We start from the raw sequence: 16,064 nt of genomic DNA, 5'->3' as shown, positions 1-16,064 counted from the left end.
CGTGCGTTTTTACCGATTGCTGTTCTCCTGCATGACGTGACAGCTACGCCATCCGATGTAGACCGCGCGCTCTCCGTCGCCCGCGACGCCGCGACCGCAGGCGGCAACGTCGCCCTCTCTGCGTTTCGGACGCCCCTTTCTATCACCGCGAAAGCGAGCAAGATGGACCCCGTGACGCAAGCCGACGTAGACGCCCAGAATCGCGTCGTCGAAGTCATCCGCAACTCGTTTCCCGACCACACGATTGTCGGTGAGGAGGGCGACCAACTCAAAGACGTTCCAGACACGGGCCATGCGTGGGTGATAGACCCCATCGACGGGACGAACAACTTCACCCACGGCAACCGTGTCTGGGCGACGTGCATCGCCTACGTCGTCGACGGCGAACCACAGGCCGCGGTCACGCGCCTGCCCGCCCTCGGCGACGAGTACGTTGCGAGCACGACAACTCTCCGCGACAACGAACCGGTGACGGTGAGCGACCGAGACGACCCCGAGCTGTGTACCGTCTCGCTCACCTTCGGCCTCCAGTCCCAACACCGCCCGCTGTTCGCAGAAGTGTCCCGCAACCTGCTCGAATCCTTTGGTGACCTCCGACGCTTTGGCACCGGCCAAGTCTCGCTTGCGATGGTTGCGGCGGGCGAACTCGACGGTGCGGTCTCCGCGGTCACGCTCTCGCCGTGGGACACCGTCGCGGGCGTCCACCTCGTCCGGCAAGCCGGGGGCACCGTGACCGACATCGACGGCAACCCGTGGAGATGGGACGCAGAGGGCGTTGTCGCCTCGAACGGGAATATCCACGACGACTTGCTCTCGATTATCCCCTGATTTTTCACCGCGCTCGCCAAAAGGCAGGCAATGACCGCAGACCCCTTGGAGTGGGAAACGCTCGCCACGGAGACGGCCTACACCTGCCCCGGCTTCGACGTGACCCACGAAGACGTGCGCCTGCCCGACGGCACGGAGACGGATTTCGACTTTCTCTCAGAGCCGCCTGCTGTCGTTATTCTCCCGTTCACCCCGGACGGTGACGTGGTGCTCATCGAGGAGTGGCGACAGGCGGTAAAACGCGTGAATCGCGGGCTTCCAGCAGGAACGATGGAGTCCGAAGACGACGACCCGGCGGCCGCCGCCCACCGCGAACTCGAAGAGGAGACGGGTCACGAAGCAAGTCGAGTCGAGCACCTCACCACCGTCGAACCGGCAAACGGCATCGCGAACGCGGTGCATCACTACTTCGTCGCCTACGACTGCCACCCCGCGAGCGAGCAGAACCTCGATTTCAACGAGTCGATTCGCGTCGTAACCGACTCTTACGACGACCTGCTCGCGGCCATCGAAGCGGGCGAGATTCGAGATGGGCGGGCGGTGCTCGGGACGCTCTACTACGAACGCTTCGCTTGAGGGGCGCGCTCTGAGAACGGAATGTGTATCCCTGTTCCGTCGAAGTTTCGGACAATGCGCGACAGCTTCGAGGTCCGCGATTCAGACGCCGCGGGCCGCATCGGGCGACTTTCGGTTCCGCGGGCGGGCGTCACGGTGGAGACACCGGCGCTCCTCCCCGTCGTGAATCCGAACCGCCAGACGGTGGCTCCGTCCCGACTCGCTTCTGAGTTCGGCGCGGAGATTCTCATCACGAACAGCTACATCATCTACCAGAGCGACGACGTGCGCGAGCAAGCCTTAGACGTGGGTCTTCACGAGATGCTCGACTTCGACGGCGCGATCATGACGGATTCTGGTTCCTTCCAACTCGCAGAATACGGCGAAATCAGCGTGGATACCGAGGAAATCCTCCAGTTCCAACACGACATCGGTTCGGACATCGGGACGCCGGTTGACATTCCAACGCCCCCGGACGTGTCTCGCGAACAGGCAGAGGCGGAACTCGCCACCACCCAAGAGCGACTCGAATTCGCGGAAACCGTGGACGTCGGCGAGATGCTCGTGAACGCTCCCGTCCAAGGTTCGACCTACCCTGACCTCCGGAAAGCGGCCGCAGCACACGCCTACAGCACCTCACTCGACGTGTTCCCGGTCGGCGCGGTCGTTCCCCTCATGAACGGCTATCGCTTCGACGATATGGTGGACGCCGTCGCCGCCGCGAAAGACGGCCTCGGCGCGGACGCGCCGGTCCATCTGTTCGGCGCAGGCCACCCGATGATGTTCGCCCTCGCCGTCGCGCTTGGCTGTGACCTCTTTGACTCTGCGGCCTACGCGCTCTACGCCCGCGACGGGCGCTATCTCACTGTGCGGGGAACCAAGCACTTCGACGAACTCGACTACTTCCCATGTTCGTGCCCAGTCTGTGCCGAGCACACGCCTGCGGACTTAGAACAGGTCTCGAACAAGGAGCGAGAACGCCTGCTCGCAGAACATAACCTCCACGTTTCCTTCGAGGAGATTCGCACCATCAAGCAGGCCATCCGTCGCGGGACGCTCATGGAACTCGTCGAAACGCGCGCCCGTTCGCACCCGGCCATGTTGGACGGCTACCGGGCCATGCTCGAACACGCAGCCCTGCTCGAAGAAGCCGACCCATCGAGCAAAGACGCCTTCTTCTATCTCTCTTCTGAGAGCGCATACCGCCCCGAAGTCGTCCGCCACCACAAGCGACTCACGCGGCTGTCACCGGAGGGCCACGTCCTCCTCACCGAGGCAGGCTCCTCAGACAACTACGACGAGTCGTGGCGACTGCTCCCGCCGTTTGGCCCGTTCCCAAGGGCATTGCGCGAGACGTACCCGCTCACCGCGGAGGTGCCAGAACGCATCGACGACGAAGCGTATCGCCAAGCCATCGCCGGTATTCAAGCACTCATCGCGGCGAATCCCGACACCGAGTTCACGGTCGCCCACAAGGGCTGGCCCGCAGCCATCGTCGCGGGACTTCCAGACGACATCGACGTCGTGGACTTAGAATCGATGGACAAAAACGACGACGCGCCAGAGGAGAACCATGACTGAGTACTTCGAGGTGCACCACCGGGATGGGGCCGCCCGCGTCGGTGAACTTCGCCTCGCTGAGTCGGTGACGACGCCGACGCTCGCAGACGACGTGGTCGTCGATGCCGGGAGTCGCTGGCCAAAAGAGCGCGACCTCCCCGAGGGCGACCCGGAGAAGGTGACGATTCTCCCGTATCGCGGGCTTCCCGGCGGCACCGCGCCGGAAGTCGCAGACTCCTTTGGCCCCGACTACCCGGACGTGGAGTTCCCGAGCGCGGCCGTCGTCTCCCAGTACTCGGTAGACGACTTCGGCGCTGACGTGTACGTGCTCTCTGAGGCCCAACGCGTCATCGGCCATGCCGCCGCCTTCGTGGACGCCATCATCGCGATGAAAGAAGCCACGCCCGCAGACACCGCGCTCATGCTCTCTGGCGTCGCCACGCCCGCGAACGTCGCCACACTCGTCTACGCCGGGGTTGACCTCGTGGACGCCACCCAAGCGCGCATCAAGGGCACCCAAGGGTTCTACCTCACCACCGACGGCCAGCACTTCCTTGAGGACTTAGCAGAACTTCCGTGTGCGTGTTCAGCCTGTCAGAAACCGCTCTCCGAGTTCACCCGTGCCGACTGTGCAGAACACAACGTGAACGCGCTTCGCGCCCAGTTGGGCATCGTCCGCCAGCGCATTCGCCGCGGTCGCCTGCGCGACTACATCGAAGGGCAAGCACGCCACGAGGCGTGGCTCACGTCTGCCTTTCGCCGGTTCGACCAGGAGTACGCCTACATGGAGGAGCACACGCCGCTGTTTCGCCGCACCGAACTGCTCGCGGCGACCGAAGATTCGCTGAAACGCGTCGAAATCCAGCGGTTTGCAGACCGCGTGACCAGCCGCTATACAAACCGCTTCGACAACCCGCTCGTGCTCGTGCCGTGTTCTGCGCGCAAGCCCTACAGCGAGTCCCAGAGCCACGGGCAGTACCACGACGCGATTCAGTTCCGCGCCCACCTCGTCTCGATGACCTCGCCGATTGGCGTGGTGCCACAGGAACTCGAAACGACCTATCCGGCCCAGCACTACGATTCGGTTGTCACCGGCCACTGGTCTGAGGACGAAAAGCAGTTCGTCGCGGAAGTGCTGAAACGCTATCTCGAACGCAACGAGTATCCGCGTATCATCGCCCACGTCCCGGAGAAGGGCTACCGCGACATCGTCGAACGCGTCGAGGAAGCACTCGACTTGGACATCGAATACACGGTGGAAGACCACCCGACGACGCCCGAATCCATCGGCAACCTCATGCAGACGCTCGACGGCGAATCAAAGTATCTCAAAAGCGAGCGCCAGCACAACACGCTTCGCGCGCTCGCGGACTACCAGTTCGGTGACGGTGCGGGCGACGAGCTGTTCCCCGACCTCTCGATTCAGGGGCGATATCCGAAACTCCGGGCCCACACGTCCGACGGCACGCAGTTGGCCGCGATGGTGCCGCTTTACGGAACGCTCTCCTTTACGCTCGATGGTGCACGTCACTGGCTCGAAAGCGACGTGCCCACGAAAACCGTCGAAATCGACAACTTCGTTCCACAAGGGTCGGTGCTCGCCCCCGGCGTCGTTACTGCGAGCGAGGACATCCGCGTCGGCGACGACGTGGTCGTGCAAGGCCCACAAGCGTTCGCCGTCGGGGTCGCGCAGATGAGCGGCCGCGAGATGGCGACGAGCACGCGCGGCATCGCGGTGCAGATTCGCCACGTCGAAGAAGTATAGGCGAATTGTTATTACCGGGGGCTGAGTGGTGCCGCTATGGCTCTCGATAGACGGCTTGCGGTTTCGGCCTTCGCCTTGGCTGGTCTCGCTGGCGCGATAATGACGGTTTCACAGTACCTCCAGATTCTTCTCAATCAACCATTTTCGCAACTCGGTGGTGCAGCCTTCGTCGTCTCCGTTCTCGGGTTTCTCGTCAGTCCAGTCCTCGCAGTTGTCCTCGGCTACGTGACGGGCAAGCGCGTCGACGTGGCTGTCGCATACAAGAACGTGCTCACTTCGTGTTTCGGGGGCGCACTCGTCGGCTTACTGCTCGGCACAGCGATTGTAACGTTCGTCGCACTCGACGGACAGGGGGGTCTCCAAGTCACGTTCCCCATTTTGGGGAGTGCCTACACCGCCATCCTCCGCGCAATGACCTTCACGCTGTTCGTCTTTGCTGGCGCAGCATTTGCGACGTTCCGGACGGGTGCTCCCGCTCCGACACACGTGTAGCACAACCATTTTACACGCGCCATGTCACCTTCGTACATGGACGACGTGTCACTCGCACTGCCAGCACAGATTGTCGAGTCGCTTCCCGAAGACGGCCAGAACGCGGCCAAAGACATGGAGCGCGCCGTCGAGGGCTGGGAGTCGAGCATCAACCGCGCGATAGCCGAGGCAGAAGACGACGCAGAAGCCGCGCGCTTTGTCCTCGAAGCAATCGACCGCATGGAGGCCCGACTGGAGAAATACGACGAGTTCGTTCCCGAGCTTCGTGCGTGGGGGCAGTCGCCCATCTACGCCATCGCGTGGCGCAACCTGCAGGCGTCGCTCATCACGCAACTGTACGACCACGACGCCCTCGCCGCCGAACTCGACCGAGAACGAAATGCCCGCATTGTCGAAGACGGCATTCGTTTCGGTGGCCGGTAGGCCCATATTTATACTGCTTGCGCCTCTGTCTGTGGGTAATGCAGGTCGAACTCCGATTCTTCGCCACTTTCAGAGAAGCCGTCGGGTCAAAAACCATCGAACGCGACTTCGACGACGACGTGACCGTCGGCGAAGTGCTCGACTCGATCGAAGCCGAGTTTGACGGCCTCTCCGGCAGTCTCTTAGACGGCGACGGCAACATCCTCCCACAGCTCAGCGTCCTCAAAAACGGCCGGGAAGTCCTCCACATGAAAGGCGTCGACACCGAACTCGAAGCTGGCGACCGACTGAGCGTCTTCCCGCCGGTCGCAGGTGGCTGATGCAGATAGAAAAATCGTTTCGCGGTATCTCAGAACGCCTCGCCAAACACTATCTGCAGAATCTCGGCGGCGAACCCGGTGGCGACGAAGCGACGATTGTCGCCTCCGACTGGACGGCACACGTTTCCAGTGAGAAAGTCAGTATCGGCCCGTCGCTCGAACTGACCGAGGTGACCGTCGTTTTCTCTGGCGACGAATCGATACTCGACGAACTGGTCGAGCGATTCTCACAGAAAGCGATGCGCGCAGGTGGGTAGATGGCAAACGGCGACCCAATCGAAGGACAGGTGTTGCTCATCGCCGGGGCGAAAGCGAGCGTTCCCGCCCACGACCTCGCCCCCCTCGTAGACCGTGTCCAAGAACAGATTGGGCCGAAACTCGACGAATTTCGTGACCGCTTCGAACTCGTCTTCGAAACGGAGGCGGCCTGTTTTTTCTTCGTCGGCCACGAGCAGTGGGCGGTCATCGCCCACCGTGTGGACATGAACGACCGCGAGATGAACGCCGTCCGCCGGGCGCACAACGAACAACTCCTGCGTGTGGGGCGCAGAGAGGACCGACGATTCGAGTTCGACGCTGCCCTCGACATCCGCGACTGCATCGTCATCGGAAAAGCAGAAGCCTAACACCCGGCAGAAAGCTTTTATCGTGGTTGTTTGACCTGCGAGTATGAACCAATCGACGATTAATTTCATCCTCCTCTTCGTCGGTGCCTGCGTCGCACTCGCTGGTGTGGCGCTGTTCTTCCCGTTTGCAGATATGGATTATCACGTCGAGTACGTCGAAACGCGAGATGCGCCCTCGCCACACAAACCGACGGCCTACTTTGCGGAGATGAGCCCAACCGAACAGGCGATTTTTGAGCAGGTGAAAGGCGGTGGTGTCGTGACGGTCGAAGACGACATCGACTACCCCGAGGTGGTGAAATATCAGGGACAGTACTACTACCTCTCGTACTTCTCGTCGTTCGACTGGTTGAATCCGTCAACGTTCGGCCCGTCGCTCATCGCACTCATCGGCACGGCTACGGCGCTCGGTGCAATCCGTCGAGACATGCGCCAGCGAATCATCTACTGACGCGGCGAGAAACAAAAGAAAGCGAGTGGGTTAGTCGTCTGCGGGTGCCGCGCCGCCTCCGGAACTCACGCCCGTACCGGGGCCGATGTCGATGCCGAGTGCGTCGAGTTTCTCGTCTGGGACGACGCCGTCGACCCAGCCACGCGCCGTGTAGTACTCTGCTTTCATCTGGTCGAGTTCACAGAGCTGGCCTTCAGAAGCACCCTGTCCGGGGATGGCGTCTGGGCCTTCGACGAAGCGTCCGGGCAGCGAGTCGTCTTCGCCTTCGAAGCCGGCGAGGTTGTTGTAGTAGCGCTCTAAGTTGTAGATGCGCTCGCCGGTTTCGAGCAGTTCGTCTTCGGTCACGTCGAAGCCGGTCATACCGCTGTACTGGAGGACGTACTCTTCGATGCCCTCTGCGAAGGCGTTGAACTTGCAGATGTCGAACGAATCGGAGATGGCGTGGAGGTCTTGGAACGCCATGGTGAGTTCGCCTTTGCCCTCCCACGCGTACGGGTCAACCTTCTCGGGCAGGCCGAGAATTTCAGCCGACGGCGTGTAGGCGCGCAGGTGGCACGCCCCGCGGTTCGAGGTGGCGTAGGCGATGCCCATGCCCTTCATGCAGCGTGGGTCGTACGCCGGGATGGTCTGGCCCTTCACGGCGAGCGAGTTGCCGTGGGCGTCCATCGTCTCTGCGATGTGGTTTGCGCCGCCTGCGAGCAGGTCTGCGAGTTCGCCCTCACGAACCGCGATGTCCTCGATGAGGTCGATCATCTCGTCTGCGTCGCCCCATTCGATGCCCTCGAAGTTGCCGTCGAACTTGCCTTCCTCGGTCATCTCCATCGCCATGGCAATCATGTTGCCCGTCTCGATGGTGTCAAGCCCGAGGTTGTTACACTGGTCGATCATGACCGCAACCTTGTCGCGGTCGTCGTTCATCGAGTTCGGCCCGAGCGTGAACGCCGATTCGTACTCGAACGACTCCATGCGGACGTTCATCTCGTCGCCCTTGTGCATGACCTGCACCTCGACTTCTTTCTTACACGCGACCGGACAGGAGTGGCAGGTCGGTTCGTCGACGAGGATGTTCTCGCGGACGTTCTCGCCGGACACTTTCTCCGAGTCGATGTTCGGGTCGCTCGGGCTTTCGCGCGCCTCGCTCGCGGTACTCGTGTACTTCCCATTGCGCGTCGGGAGGCCGTCCATCTCTTCGGTGAGATTCATGAGGACGTTCGTCCCGTACAGCGACAGGCCGCCTTCGTTCGGCGCGGTCACGTCCGATTCCTGAATCACCTGCATCGCCTGCTGGTGGCCCTTCTTGAACGTCTCCGGGTCTTTCGGCTTCGGCATCTTCGTCGTCGATTTGATGACGACTGCCTTCAGGTTCTTCGAGCCCATGACCGCGCCTGTGCCACCGCGGCCGCTCGCGCGGTCGTCTTCGTTGACGATGCAGGCGTAGCGCACCTGATTCTCGCCGCCGGGGCCGATGGCCATGCAGCTGAAGTTCTTGCCGCGCTGGCCGTCGACCTCGTCTTCGAGCTCGCTGATGGTGTCGTGGACGCCCCAGCCCCACATGTGGGAGGCGTCTTTGAGCGTGACTTCACCGTCTTCGATGACGGCGTACACTGGGGCATCTGCTTTCCCGGTGAACAGCAGACCGTCGAAGCCAGCCCATTTCAGGCGTGCGCCGCTCCATCCACCGTGGTGGGAGTCGGTCACGGTGTTCGTAAGCGGAGATTTGGTGACGACCGCGATTCGACCGCTCATCACCGTCTGTGTGCCCGTAAGCGGGCCGTTCATGAACGCGAGCAGGTTGTCCGGGCCAAGCGGGTCTACGTCCGGCCCCTGCTCGAACACGTACTTGACGCCGAGGCCGCGACCGCCGATATACTTGCGCGCATCCTCCTCGTCTATCCCCTCGTAGTCCACTGACCCAGCTGACAGGTCAATCCTCGCAACATGGTCTTGAAAGCCGCCAATATCACTCATGGTAACGTCTCGCACTTACATACGCACTGAGAGGTGTTGGTAGTTTTTACGAGAACGTAACTGGATGTGATTACGTCGAAAAATTGCTGTGCTGAACCGTCGCGGTCGTTGAAGGCACCAGTATTTTGTCATTGCGACGCTTCGACAGCGACAATGGAGCCAGTCCGTCTGGAAGTCGGCCGCGTCCGCTACGCCCTTCCGCTGACCGTGGCCGGCGCCATCCTCTTCATGTCGGTGATAAAACCGCCGAGCTCCGGCATCTCTTCGTGGGGGCCACTTGGTCTGTTCCACCTCGATAAGTGGCTCCACAGCCTCGCGTATGCCGGACAGGCCGGAGTGCTTGCGATGGTGCTCAACAAGTATCGCCACGGACGACTCGCCGCCTTTGTGCTCGCCCTTGGCTATGGCATCACCATCGAGTTCATCCAGTATCCGCTTCCCGAACGGAGCTTCGACCTCGCAGACATCGCCGCAAACTCCGTCGGCGCGGCGATTGGCGTGCTCGCGTGGGTGCTCGTCGGGCGCAGACTACTCCGTCTGCAGTAGCCGTGAGACGGTGTCTGCAATCACGCTCGTCGCAGTGACGACCTCGCGGAAGTCGATTGTCTCGTCTGGGAAGTGCGCTTGGTCGATGGTTCCGGGGCCGAACACCACAGTCGGGATTCCGGCTTCGATGTAGTGGCGCGAGTCTGCGCCGTAGGTTTCACCGATTGGCTCGCGGTTCGACAGGCCAGCCTCGGCCATCGCCGCCTGCAGCGCGCGGTGAATCGGTTCGGCTTCGCTAATCTCACCGGCTTCGAACTGGATAGAGAAACGCTCGAACGACGGTGGGTGTTCGCTCAGCCACTCGTTTTCCGCGACCACGTCTGCGAGGCGCGCTTCGTACTCGGCTTCGACAGCGGCAACGGTTTCACCGGGTGCGACCCCGATTCTGACCTCCGCGGTGAGTTCTGAGGGCACCGTCGAGGCCCACGACCCGGCGTGGACGGTTCCGAAGGAGGTCGGCCACGGGTTCTCGAAGCGGTCGTAGAGTGGGTGTTGGATGCGCTCTGCACGCTCAGCCTCGAGTTCCTCGAAGGCACGGCGGATGGCTTCGAAGTGCGGGAGGACGGACTCACCGCACCAGCGGCGGGCGGCGTGAGCCGAGCGTCCCGCGAGTTCGAGGCGTTTCATAACGCTCCCTTCGACGGCGAGGACGGGGCGCAACTCGGTCGGCTCTGCGATGAGCGCCATGTCGCGTGAGAAGGGGTAGGGATTGTCGAGGGCGGCCGCGGCCGCGCCGATGCCGCCTTCTTCCTCTCCAACGACGCTTTCGACGACGACGCGGCCGTTCAGATTTTCCGAGCTCTCGGCCAGCGTTCGCGCGGCGAAGATACACGCAGAGAGGCCGGATTTCATGTCTGCCGCACCGCGCGCGGTGAGATTGTCGCCGTCCCACGTCGGCTCGAACGGGTCTGAGGACCACTCACCTTCTGCGGGAACCACGTCGACGTGGCCGTTCAAGACGACCGTCGGGCCTGCTTCTGGGTCGCCGAATTCGAGGACGCCGCCGACGCTCGGGCGGTCTGCCACGTCGATTGCTGCCGGGTCGTCCGGAAACGACGGGTGTGTGGCGAGGCGGGCGGCGTCTGCCGTCCACGTGTAGGTTTCAAAGCCCCACGACACAAGGGTTTGTTCGACCCACGCTTGGGCGGCCTTCTCGTTCGGTGCGGTCGTATCGAAGCGCAGGAGTCGGGAGACGAACTGGCGGAGGTCAGATTCGAGAGCCAACCGAGCGGTCATTGGTCGTCATACTTGTCGCCGTTCAAAGAAAGGTTCGGACGGTGCGTTCGCAGACGAAGCCGATTTAGCCCCACGGCCGATAGTCCGGGTAATGAGCAAGCAGGGCCCCGACGTGTACGAACAGGGGCGCGGGATGGACGCCCACAACAAGGTGATGCGCGAGATTCGCGCGAAAAAACAGCGTACCTACGACCCGCACGAGCCAACACGCGTCTGGCTGGACGAGGACAACACGCCAGACGGCGTCTACCAGTCGTTGACCATCATTCTGAACACCGGTGGCTGTCGCTGGGCACGCGCCGGTGGCTGCACCATGTGTGGCTACGTCTCCGAATCTGTCGAAGGCGGGAGCGTCACCCACGAGCAGTTGATGGACCAGATTCAGGTCTGTCTCGACCACGAGGAAGAACGCGCAGACGAGAAAGCCGACCTCATCAAAATCTACACCTCCGGCAGTTTCTTAGATGAGCGCGAAGTCCCTGCAGAGAGCCGACAGGCCATCGCAGAGACCTTTTCGGACCGAAAGCGAATCGTCCTCGAGAGTCTCCCGGACTTCGTCAAAGAAGACCGCGTCGCAGACTTCGTGGACGTTGGCCTCAACACGGACATCGCGGTAGGCCTCGAAACGGCCACCGACCGCGTGCGCCGCGACTGCGTGAACAAGTACTTCGACTTCGACGACTTCATCGCAGCGAGCGAAGAAGCCGACCGCGCGGGTGCAGGTATCAAAGCCTACCTTCTGTTCAAGCCCCCGTTCCTCTCTGAACCGGAAGCCGTCTCCGACATGATTTCCTCCATCGAGCGCTGTGCGGAGTACGCCCACACCGTCTCGATGAACCCGACCAACGTCCAGCGCTACACGATGGTCAACGAGCTGTTCCACAACTCGGGCTACCGCCCGCCGTGGCTCTGGAGTGTCGCACACATCCTGCGCGAAACCGCAGACGTAGACGCCATCGTCGTCTCAGACCCGGTCGGTCACGGCCAAGAGCGCGGCGCGCACAACTGCGGGGAGTGTGACGACCGCGTCCAACTCGCGATAAAAGACTTCGACCTGCGCCAGGACCCCTCGGTGTTCGACCAGGTAGCCTGTGAATGCGAGGAGACGTGGGACCTCGTCATGGCGCACGAAACGAGTTTCAACATGCCACTCACGAACTGAATGAACCATCAGTAAGGAAGTCCTACCACTTTTGTAAACAGTCGTTAGCACATTACAGGTAGCCTATAACAAAGGCACTAATTGACATCCACTGTCATACGGCACGGCCGAACAGAGTACGGTGTTGACATGGGTAGGTCGCTGTATTCGCTCGGGGTGCCGAAGAGTGTGGGGATATGGGACAAGCTACGACGCGGTACGAACTTCTCGTCTGGTCAAACGGCTGGATCGAGATTCGAGACGGTGAGAACTCCGACCAATGGATCGCCACGGATAGACCGATGGAGGTCCTGCCATAACGTTCCCTGGAGCACGGGTGGCTGCCCTGTGTTCCGCTTAGTTGAAACCCAACAACACGCCCTGTCCGTCTGTGGTGCCAATGTCTGGCAACGAGGCGCGCTCGGGGTGTGGCATTAGTACCGCGACTGACGGCTTGAGCCCCGTAACTCCTGCCACATTCGCTTTTGAGCCATTCGGATTCGATTTTTCAGTGACGTTGCCATCCTCGTCACAGTATTTGAACAGAATGCGGTCGTCTGCTTCGAGCTGTGCGAGCTCGTCGTCCGTGATTTCGAAGCGTCCCTCGCCGTGGGCGATTGGGAGTTCGATAACCTCGCCTTCGTCGTAGGCGCGCGTCCACGGCGTGTTCGCGTTTTCGACCCGCAGATAGACGTGTTCACACTGGAAACGGGCGCTCTTGTTCGTTGTGAACATACCCGGCGTCAGCCCCGACTCACAGCCAATCTGTGCGCCGTTGCACACGCCGAGGACGGGCACGCCGTTTTCTGCGGCGTCTCGCACCTCCTCCATGATGGGCGAGCGCGAGGCCATCGCCCCGGCTCTGAGATAGTCGCCGTATGAAAAGCCGCCGGGGAGCATCACGCCAGTCGTGTCCTCGGGGAGGCCGTCTTCATGCCAGACGAGTTGCGCATCCAGTCCGAGTTCGGTAAACGCGCGCAGGGCGTCGCGGTCACAGTTGCTCCCGCCGAACTGGACAATGGCAATCACCGCTCGGTCACCTCGACCGTGTAGTCGTGGATGGTGGGGTTTGCGAGGAGTCGCTCTGCCATCTCTGCGGCTTGCTCCTCTGCACCCGCTTCGTCTGCCGTTTCGAGGTCAATCTCGTAGCGCTCGGTCGAGCGGAGCGCGGAGAGGTCGTAGCCAAGGCGCTCTAAGGCGCGTTTGGTCGTCTCGGCTTCCGGGTCAAGCACACCCTGCTTGAGCCGCACAGTGACGGTCGCGGTGTAGGCAGTCATCGGTTGAGGTTGCGCGGTCATGCGCAAAAGACCTTTTGGAATGATTTGTCTATACACGTTTTTGTATAGCTACTCGGGTTCGGTGATCAATACCCATATACTTCGGCGTTGTTGATTTTGTGCAATGAGCGTCTCTTATCGGCGCACCGAGGTAGCCAGATGACTCGCAAACTCACCGAAATCACGGTCGTTGGCGACGACAAGACGGGGCTCATCGCCCGCGTCACGTCGTTGCTGTTCGACCACAGCATCAACATCGAAGACTTAGATCAGGCGGTCAGGAAGGGACTCTTCCGCATGACGATGCACGTCGATGCAACGGCGATGACGACGAGCAAAGACGACCTGCGCGACAAGCTCCACGCGCTCGGCGACGAACTCGGCGTGGACGTGAAAGTGCGCTTCCCCGCAGACCGCGAAACCAAGCAGATTGCCGTCCTCGCAACGAAGGAATCGCACTGCCTCGAAGCCCTGCTCGGGGAGTGGGCGAACGGCGACCTCGGCGCGGACATCTCCGTGATTATCGCAAACCATTCCGCGCTCAAGCCAGTCGCAGACTACTACGAAATTCCGTTCTACGACGTGGGTGACGAGAAGGGCTCGCCGGACGAGGACGCCATCCTCAACCTCCTCAACGAGTACGACGCAGACCTCATCGTCCTCGCCCGGTACATCCGCATCCTCTCGCCGAACGTCGTCTTCCGCTACGAGGGTCGGATTATCAACGTCCACCCTTCCCTGCTCCCGTCGTTCCCTGGCGCGTCCGCCTACCGACAGGCCATCGAGGAAGGCGTCCGTGTCGCAGGCGTCACCGCCCACTACGTTACGACCGACTTAGACCAAGGGCCAATCATCACCCAGCGTGCCTTTTCGGTGCCCGACGACGCGGACGTAGAGGACTTACAGCTCAAAGGCCAGCCGCTCGAAGCCGACGCCCTGTTAGAAGCCGTGCAGTTGCACCTAAACGACGACGTGACGGTGCACTGGGGCCGGACAAACCTCCGCGATGGCGCAGAGGACTACCAACTCGGGCTTCCCGCGGCCGCAGACGCCGCGAACCCAGACCGTCCCGTCGATGGCCTCGCAGATATTCTCGCAGACGACTGAGCTACTCGGCCGTCGGCAGCGTCTCTCGAACCGCGAGCTTTTCTGTGGGCTCTTTTCCGGTCACGAGCACGGTTCGCCCGGCCTGTGCGGCTCACAATCGCAAAAACTCCCGACGTGAGCGGTTCATTGATGTGTGCTGTGACGGGCGAGTCGTGCGAAAAGCGTTCTGGCAGATTCAGGTGTTGCTCAGCGCGTGAAACGCATAGCGGGCTCGAAGCTCGGTAATCGCCGCATTATCGTCTGCGCCGAGGACGGCGATGCCAGCAACCCTCGCCTCGGCCGCCTCGATGAGCGACGTTGCCGCGGTCAGCTGCGCGCCCGTCTCCGTCCAGTCGTCAACGACGAGCACGCGGGCGTTTTCTGCCACGCTCGACCGGTCGAGTTCGAGCGTCTTCTCCGTCTCCGTATAGTCGGTGACCGTCCGTGAAAGCCGGTTTTCGTTGGCTATCGGAAGCTTCCCACCCTTTCGAATCGGGTCGAACGGGACGCCAAATTCTCGCGCTACGGCCGTCCCGAACGCGAACCCGAGTGCGTCGATGCCCGCGACCGCGTCGATACTCCCCTCCTCGAACGGCGCGCACAGGTCGGCCACGACGGCGTCGAACACGTCGCTCTCAGTCACAAGATTGCCCGTGTGATACCGACCGCCTGTGCCAGTGTCGATGCGGTCGAGATACGCGCCTGCCACTCCCTAGGAGGTGCACAAAAAGCGGGCGTAAAAACGTTGGTCTCAGAGGTCGCGCACGGCGGCAACCGCCTCGGCGAGTGTCGGCGCGGCAAAGAGGTCACGGTCGATGTAGGCGTTCGTCCCGGCGGCATACATGTGCTGAGCGACGGTGAGTACGTCCGCTGAGAGCGGGGCTGGCTCCACGTCGCAGAGGGATTTCCAGTCAGCGATGTCGCGGCGCTTTGCTTCTGCTTTCGCTTCGCTTACGGCTTCGACCCACTCAGGCTGGGTGCGTTTGTGGTACTGGCGGATGACCTCCTTCGAGAGTTGCTGCCCATCGTAGCTAAAGCGGTTTTCGTCGAACGTGCCGACCACGTCGGCGACGCGAATCTCGCCGTCGAAATAGAGGCATTCGATTTTCCCGTCTTCGTGAGTAAGTCCGGCCTTTGCGGCCTGCTCGGTCACGAGGCGGTTCACGTCGCGGGCGACAGCTGCAATCGCCTCAAGGTCTGCGATGCCTGCGATTTTCGCTGCCTCTGCGGTGTCGAGATAGCGGTCGCCCTTCTCGTATTTCGTGGAGAACTCGATGATCGGTTCGTCGAGGGAGACGACTTCGTCTGGCCACTCCGTGAAGTCGAGGCCGTGGTCTGCGGGTTCCGTGCGCCGTCTGAGGCTCGACCCGACGGGTACGGTGTTGCGGAAGACGATTTCGAGCGGGATGAGATAGTTTGCGCCCGCCGCGTCGTGGTAGGCGTCGTAGTCGTAGGTGCGCCCGTCGTTCGGGAGGTCTGGCACCTGCGTGAGGTCGATGGCCATCTCGCGGGGCGGTTCGGTAGCGTCTGCGAGCGCAACCGTCTCGTCGTCTTCGACGACGCCGCGGTAGTGGGTCGGTATCCCGTTCGCTTCGAGCAACTCGAAGTTGAACGCACCCATCGCACAGAGGCTCGCGCCTTTCTCGGGAATCTGGTCTGGCATCTTCCCCCAGTCGAACACGGAGTAGTCGTCGGTGAAGTAGAACGCGCCCCGGCCGAGTGAGTCGGGCGTGGCCGCCTCCGCAATGCGGAACTCCTTGACGCTCGTCATACTCCTACCGGTGTGGGCG

At 61.9% G+C, this 16,064-nt stretch carries 19 protein-coding genes; 13 read left to right on the top strand and 6 right to left on the bottom strand.

The features are described from left to right. The first annotated feature begins 36 nt into the window (after window positions 1-36). The 10 genes from V5N47_RS05270 to V5N47_RS05225 are packed head-to-tail and all read left to right on the top strand — an operon-like array spanning window position 37 to window position 7,020. A complete protein-coding gene (locus V5N47_RS05270; protein ID WP_338729813.1) occupies window positions 37-828 on the top strand; it encodes an inositol monophosphatase in 792 nt (263 codons plus the stop codon). A 30-nt stretch (window positions 829-858) separates the two neighbouring features. Further along, entirely contained in the window at window positions 859-1,404 is a 546-nt protein-coding gene (locus V5N47_RS05265; protein WP_338729812.1) for an NUDIX hydrolase, read from the top strand. Between the two features lie 54 nt (window positions 1,405-1,458). Beyond that, a complete protein-coding gene (gene tgtA / locus V5N47_RS05260) occupies window positions 1,459-2,964 on the top strand; it encodes a tRNA guanosine(15) transglycosylase TgtA (RefSeq protein WP_338729811.1) in 1,506 nt (501 codons plus the stop codon). Then, window positions 2,957-4,708 carry an archaeosine synthase subunit alpha gene (gene arcS / locus V5N47_RS05255; RefSeq protein WP_338729810.1) on the top strand — a complete coding sequence of 584 codons (1,752 nt, stop codon included), beginning with the start codon at window positions 2,957-2,959 and terminating at the stop codon, window positions 4,706-4,708. The genes tgtA and arcS overlap by 8 nt, the downstream gene beginning before the upstream one ends. A gap of 36 nt (window positions 4,709-4,744) precedes the next feature. Then, on the top strand, window positions 4,745-5,200 hold the full coding sequence (locus V5N47_RS05250; RefSeq protein WP_338729809.1) for a hypothetical protein: 456 nt from the start codon (window positions 4,745-4,747) through the stop codon (window positions 5,198-5,200). Window positions 5,201-5,236: 36 nt separating this feature from the next. Next, complete coding sequence (locus V5N47_RS05245; protein ID WP_338729808.1) at window positions 5,237-5,623, top strand: hypothetical protein; 387 nt, start codon at window positions 5,237-5,239, stop codon at window positions 5,621-5,623. A 38-nt stretch (window positions 5,624-5,661) separates the two neighbouring features. After that, window positions 5,662-5,943 carry a ubiquitin-like small modifier protein 1 gene (locus V5N47_RS05240; RefSeq protein ID WP_338729807.1) on the top strand — a complete coding sequence of 94 codons (282 nt, stop codon included), beginning with the start codon at window positions 5,662-5,664 and terminating at the stop codon, window positions 5,941-5,943. Then, a complete protein-coding gene (locus V5N47_RS05235) occupies window positions 5,943-6,200 on the top strand; it encodes a hypothetical protein (RefSeq protein ID WP_338729805.1) in 258 nt (85 codons plus the stop codon). Before V5N47_RS05240 ends, V5N47_RS05235 begins: the two co-directional genes overlap by 1 nt. Continuing rightward, window positions 6,201-6,569, top strand: coding sequence for a hypothetical protein (locus V5N47_RS05230; RefSeq protein WP_338729804.1), 369 nt, complete (start codon window positions 6,201-6,203; stop codon window positions 6,567-6,569). Between the two features lie 43 nt (window positions 6,570-6,612). Continuing rightward, a complete protein-coding gene (locus V5N47_RS05225; protein ID WP_338729803.1) occupies window positions 6,613-7,020 on the top strand; it encodes a hypothetical protein in 408 nt (135 codons plus the stop codon). Window positions 7,021-7,050: 30 nt separating this feature from the next. Here the strand turns inward: V5N47_RS05225 and V5N47_RS05220 are convergent, their stop codons facing one another. Next, window positions 7,051-8,988: an aldehyde ferredoxin oxidoreductase family protein gene (locus V5N47_RS05220; protein ID WP_338729802.1), complete on the bottom strand. Its 1,938-nt coding sequence runs from the start codon at window positions 8,986-8,988 to the stop codon at window positions 7,051-7,053. A gap of 153 nt (window positions 8,989-9,141) precedes the next feature. On the opposite strand from V5N47_RS05220, the gene V5N47_RS05215 reads away from it, so the two are divergent. Further along, window positions 9,142-9,534 (top strand): VanZ family protein, encoded by a 393-nt coding sequence (locus V5N47_RS05215; RefSeq protein WP_338729801.1) that lies wholly within the window; start codon window positions 9,142-9,144, stop codon window positions 9,532-9,534. Here V5N47_RS05215 and V5N47_RS05210 read toward each other — a convergent pair. Beyond that, a complete protein-coding gene (locus V5N47_RS05210; RefSeq protein ID WP_338729800.1) occupies window positions 9,517-10,770 on the bottom strand; it encodes a M20/M25/M40 family metallo-hydrolase in 1,254 nt (417 codons plus the stop codon). The two genes, V5N47_RS05215 and V5N47_RS05210, sit on opposite strands and share 18 nt — an antisense overlap. Window positions 10,771-10,861: 91 nt before the next feature. Between V5N47_RS05210 and V5N47_RS05205 the strand changes: the two genes are divergently transcribed. After that, the gene (locus V5N47_RS05205; RefSeq protein ID WP_338729799.1) at window positions 10,862-11,932 is read left to right on the top strand and encodes an archaeosine biosynthesis radical SAM protein RaSEA; all 1,071 of its coding nucleotides are present in this window, start codon (window positions 10,862-10,864) and stop codon (window positions 11,930-11,932) included. A 336-nt stretch (window positions 11,933-12,268) separates the two neighbouring features. Here V5N47_RS05205 and purQ read toward each other — a convergent pair whose 3' ends face one another. Together purQ and purS are read right to left on the bottom strand one after the other, a co-directional pair. Then, window positions 12,269-12,940: a phosphoribosylformylglycinamidine synthase I gene (gene purQ, locus V5N47_RS05200; protein WP_338729798.1), complete on the bottom strand. Its 672-nt coding sequence runs from the start codon at window positions 12,938-12,940 to the stop codon at window positions 12,269-12,271. Further along, window positions 12,937-13,188 carry a phosphoribosylformylglycinamidine synthase subunit PurS gene (gene purS, locus V5N47_RS05195; protein WP_338730347.1) on the bottom strand — a complete coding sequence of 84 codons (252 nt, stop codon included), beginning with the start codon at window positions 13,186-13,188 and terminating at the stop codon, window positions 12,937-12,939. The genes purQ and purS overlap by 4 nt, the downstream gene beginning before the upstream one ends. A gap of 159 nt (window positions 13,189-13,347) precedes the next feature. On the opposite strand from purS, the gene V5N47_RS05190 reads away from it, so the two are divergent. Beyond that, a complete protein-coding gene (locus V5N47_RS05190) occupies window positions 13,348-14,295 on the top strand; it encodes a formyltetrahydrofolate deformylase (RefSeq protein ID WP_338729797.1) in 948 nt (315 codons plus the stop codon). Window positions 14,296-14,470: 175 nt separating this feature from the next. Here V5N47_RS05190 and V5N47_RS05185 read toward each other — a convergent pair whose 3' ends face one another. Together V5N47_RS05185 and V5N47_RS05180 are read right to left on the bottom strand one after the other, a co-directional pair. Beyond that, on the bottom strand, window positions 14,471-14,983 hold the full coding sequence (locus V5N47_RS05185; protein WP_338729796.1) for a phosphoribosyltransferase family protein: 513 nt from the start codon (window positions 14,981-14,983) through the stop codon (window positions 14,471-14,473). A 42-nt stretch (window positions 14,984-15,025) separates the two neighbouring features. Then, on the bottom strand, window positions 15,026-16,045 hold the full coding sequence (locus tag V5N47_RS05180; RefSeq protein ID WP_338729795.1) for a phosphoribosylaminoimidazolesuccinocarboxamide synthase: 1,020 nt from the start codon (window positions 16,043-16,045) through the stop codon (window positions 15,026-15,028). Window positions 16,046-16,064: the final 19 nt, after the last annotated feature.

The sequence above is a fragment of the Haladaptatus sp. DJG-WS-42 genome (genome assembly GCF_037198285.1).
Classification (GTDB): Archaea; Halobacteriota; Halobacteria; order Halobacteriales; family Halococcaceae; genus QDMS2.
Note: the sequence above shows the minus strand (reverse complement) of the source record. Positions and strands in the feature narration are given on the sequence as shown.

Coding starts and splice junctions, on each gene's coding strand:
- V5N47_RS05225 (WP_338729803.1), top strand. CDS start 6,613: ATGAACCAATCGACGATTAATTTCATCCTCCTCTTCGTCGGTGCCTGC.
- purS (WP_338730347.1), bottom strand. CDS start 13,188: ATGACTGCCTACACCGCGACCGTCACTGTGCGGCTCAAGCAGGGTGTG.
- V5N47_RS05205 (WP_338729799.1), top strand. CDS start 10,862: ATGAGCAAGCAGGGCCCCGACGTGTACGAACAGGGGCGCGGGATGGAC.
- V5N47_RS05235 (WP_338729805.1), top strand. CDS start 5,943: ATGCAGATAGAAAAATCGTTTCGCGGTATCTCAGAACGCCTCGCCAAA.
- arcS (WP_338729810.1), top strand. CDS start 2,957: ATGACTGAGTACTTCGAGGTGCACCACCGGGATGGGGCCGCCCGCGTC.
- V5N47_RS05220 (WP_338729802.1), bottom strand. CDS start 8,988: ATGAGTGATATTGGCGGCTTTCAAGACCATGTTGCGAGGATTGACCTG.
- V5N47_RS05230 (WP_338729804.1), top strand. CDS start 6,201: ATGGCAAACGGCGACCCAATCGAAGGACAGGTGTTGCTCATCGCCGGG.
- tgtA (WP_338729811.1), top strand. CDS start 1,459: ATGCGCGACAGCTTCGAGGTCCGCGATTCAGACGCCGCGGGCCGCATC.
- V5N47_RS05210 (WP_338729800.1), bottom strand. CDS start 10,770: ATGACCGCTCGGTTGGCTCTCGAATCTGACCTCCGCCAGTTCGTCTCC.
- V5N47_RS05190 (WP_338729797.1), top strand. CDS start 13,348: ATGACTCGCAAACTCACCGAAATCACGGTCGTTGGCGACGACAAGACG.
- V5N47_RS05240 (WP_338729807.1), top strand. CDS start 5,662: ATGCAGGTCGAACTCCGATTCTTCGCCACTTTCAGAGAAGCCGTCGGG.
- V5N47_RS05245 (WP_338729808.1), top strand. CDS start 5,237: ATGGACGACGTGTCACTCGCACTGCCAGCACAGATTGTCGAGTCGCTT.
- V5N47_RS05180 (WP_338729795.1), bottom strand. CDS start 16,045: ATGACGAGCGTCAAGGAGTTCCGCATTGCGGAGGCGGCCACGCCCGAC.
- V5N47_RS05215 (WP_338729801.1), top strand. CDS start 9,142: ATGGAGCCAGTCCGTCTGGAAGTCGGCCGCGTCCGCTACGCCCTTCCG.
- V5N47_RS05250 (WP_338729809.1), top strand. CDS start 4,745: ATGGCTCTCGATAGACGGCTTGCGGTTTCGGCCTTCGCCTTGGCTGGT.
- V5N47_RS05265 (WP_338729812.1), top strand. CDS start 859: ATGACCGCAGACCCCTTGGAGTGGGAAACGCTCGCCACGGAGACGGCC.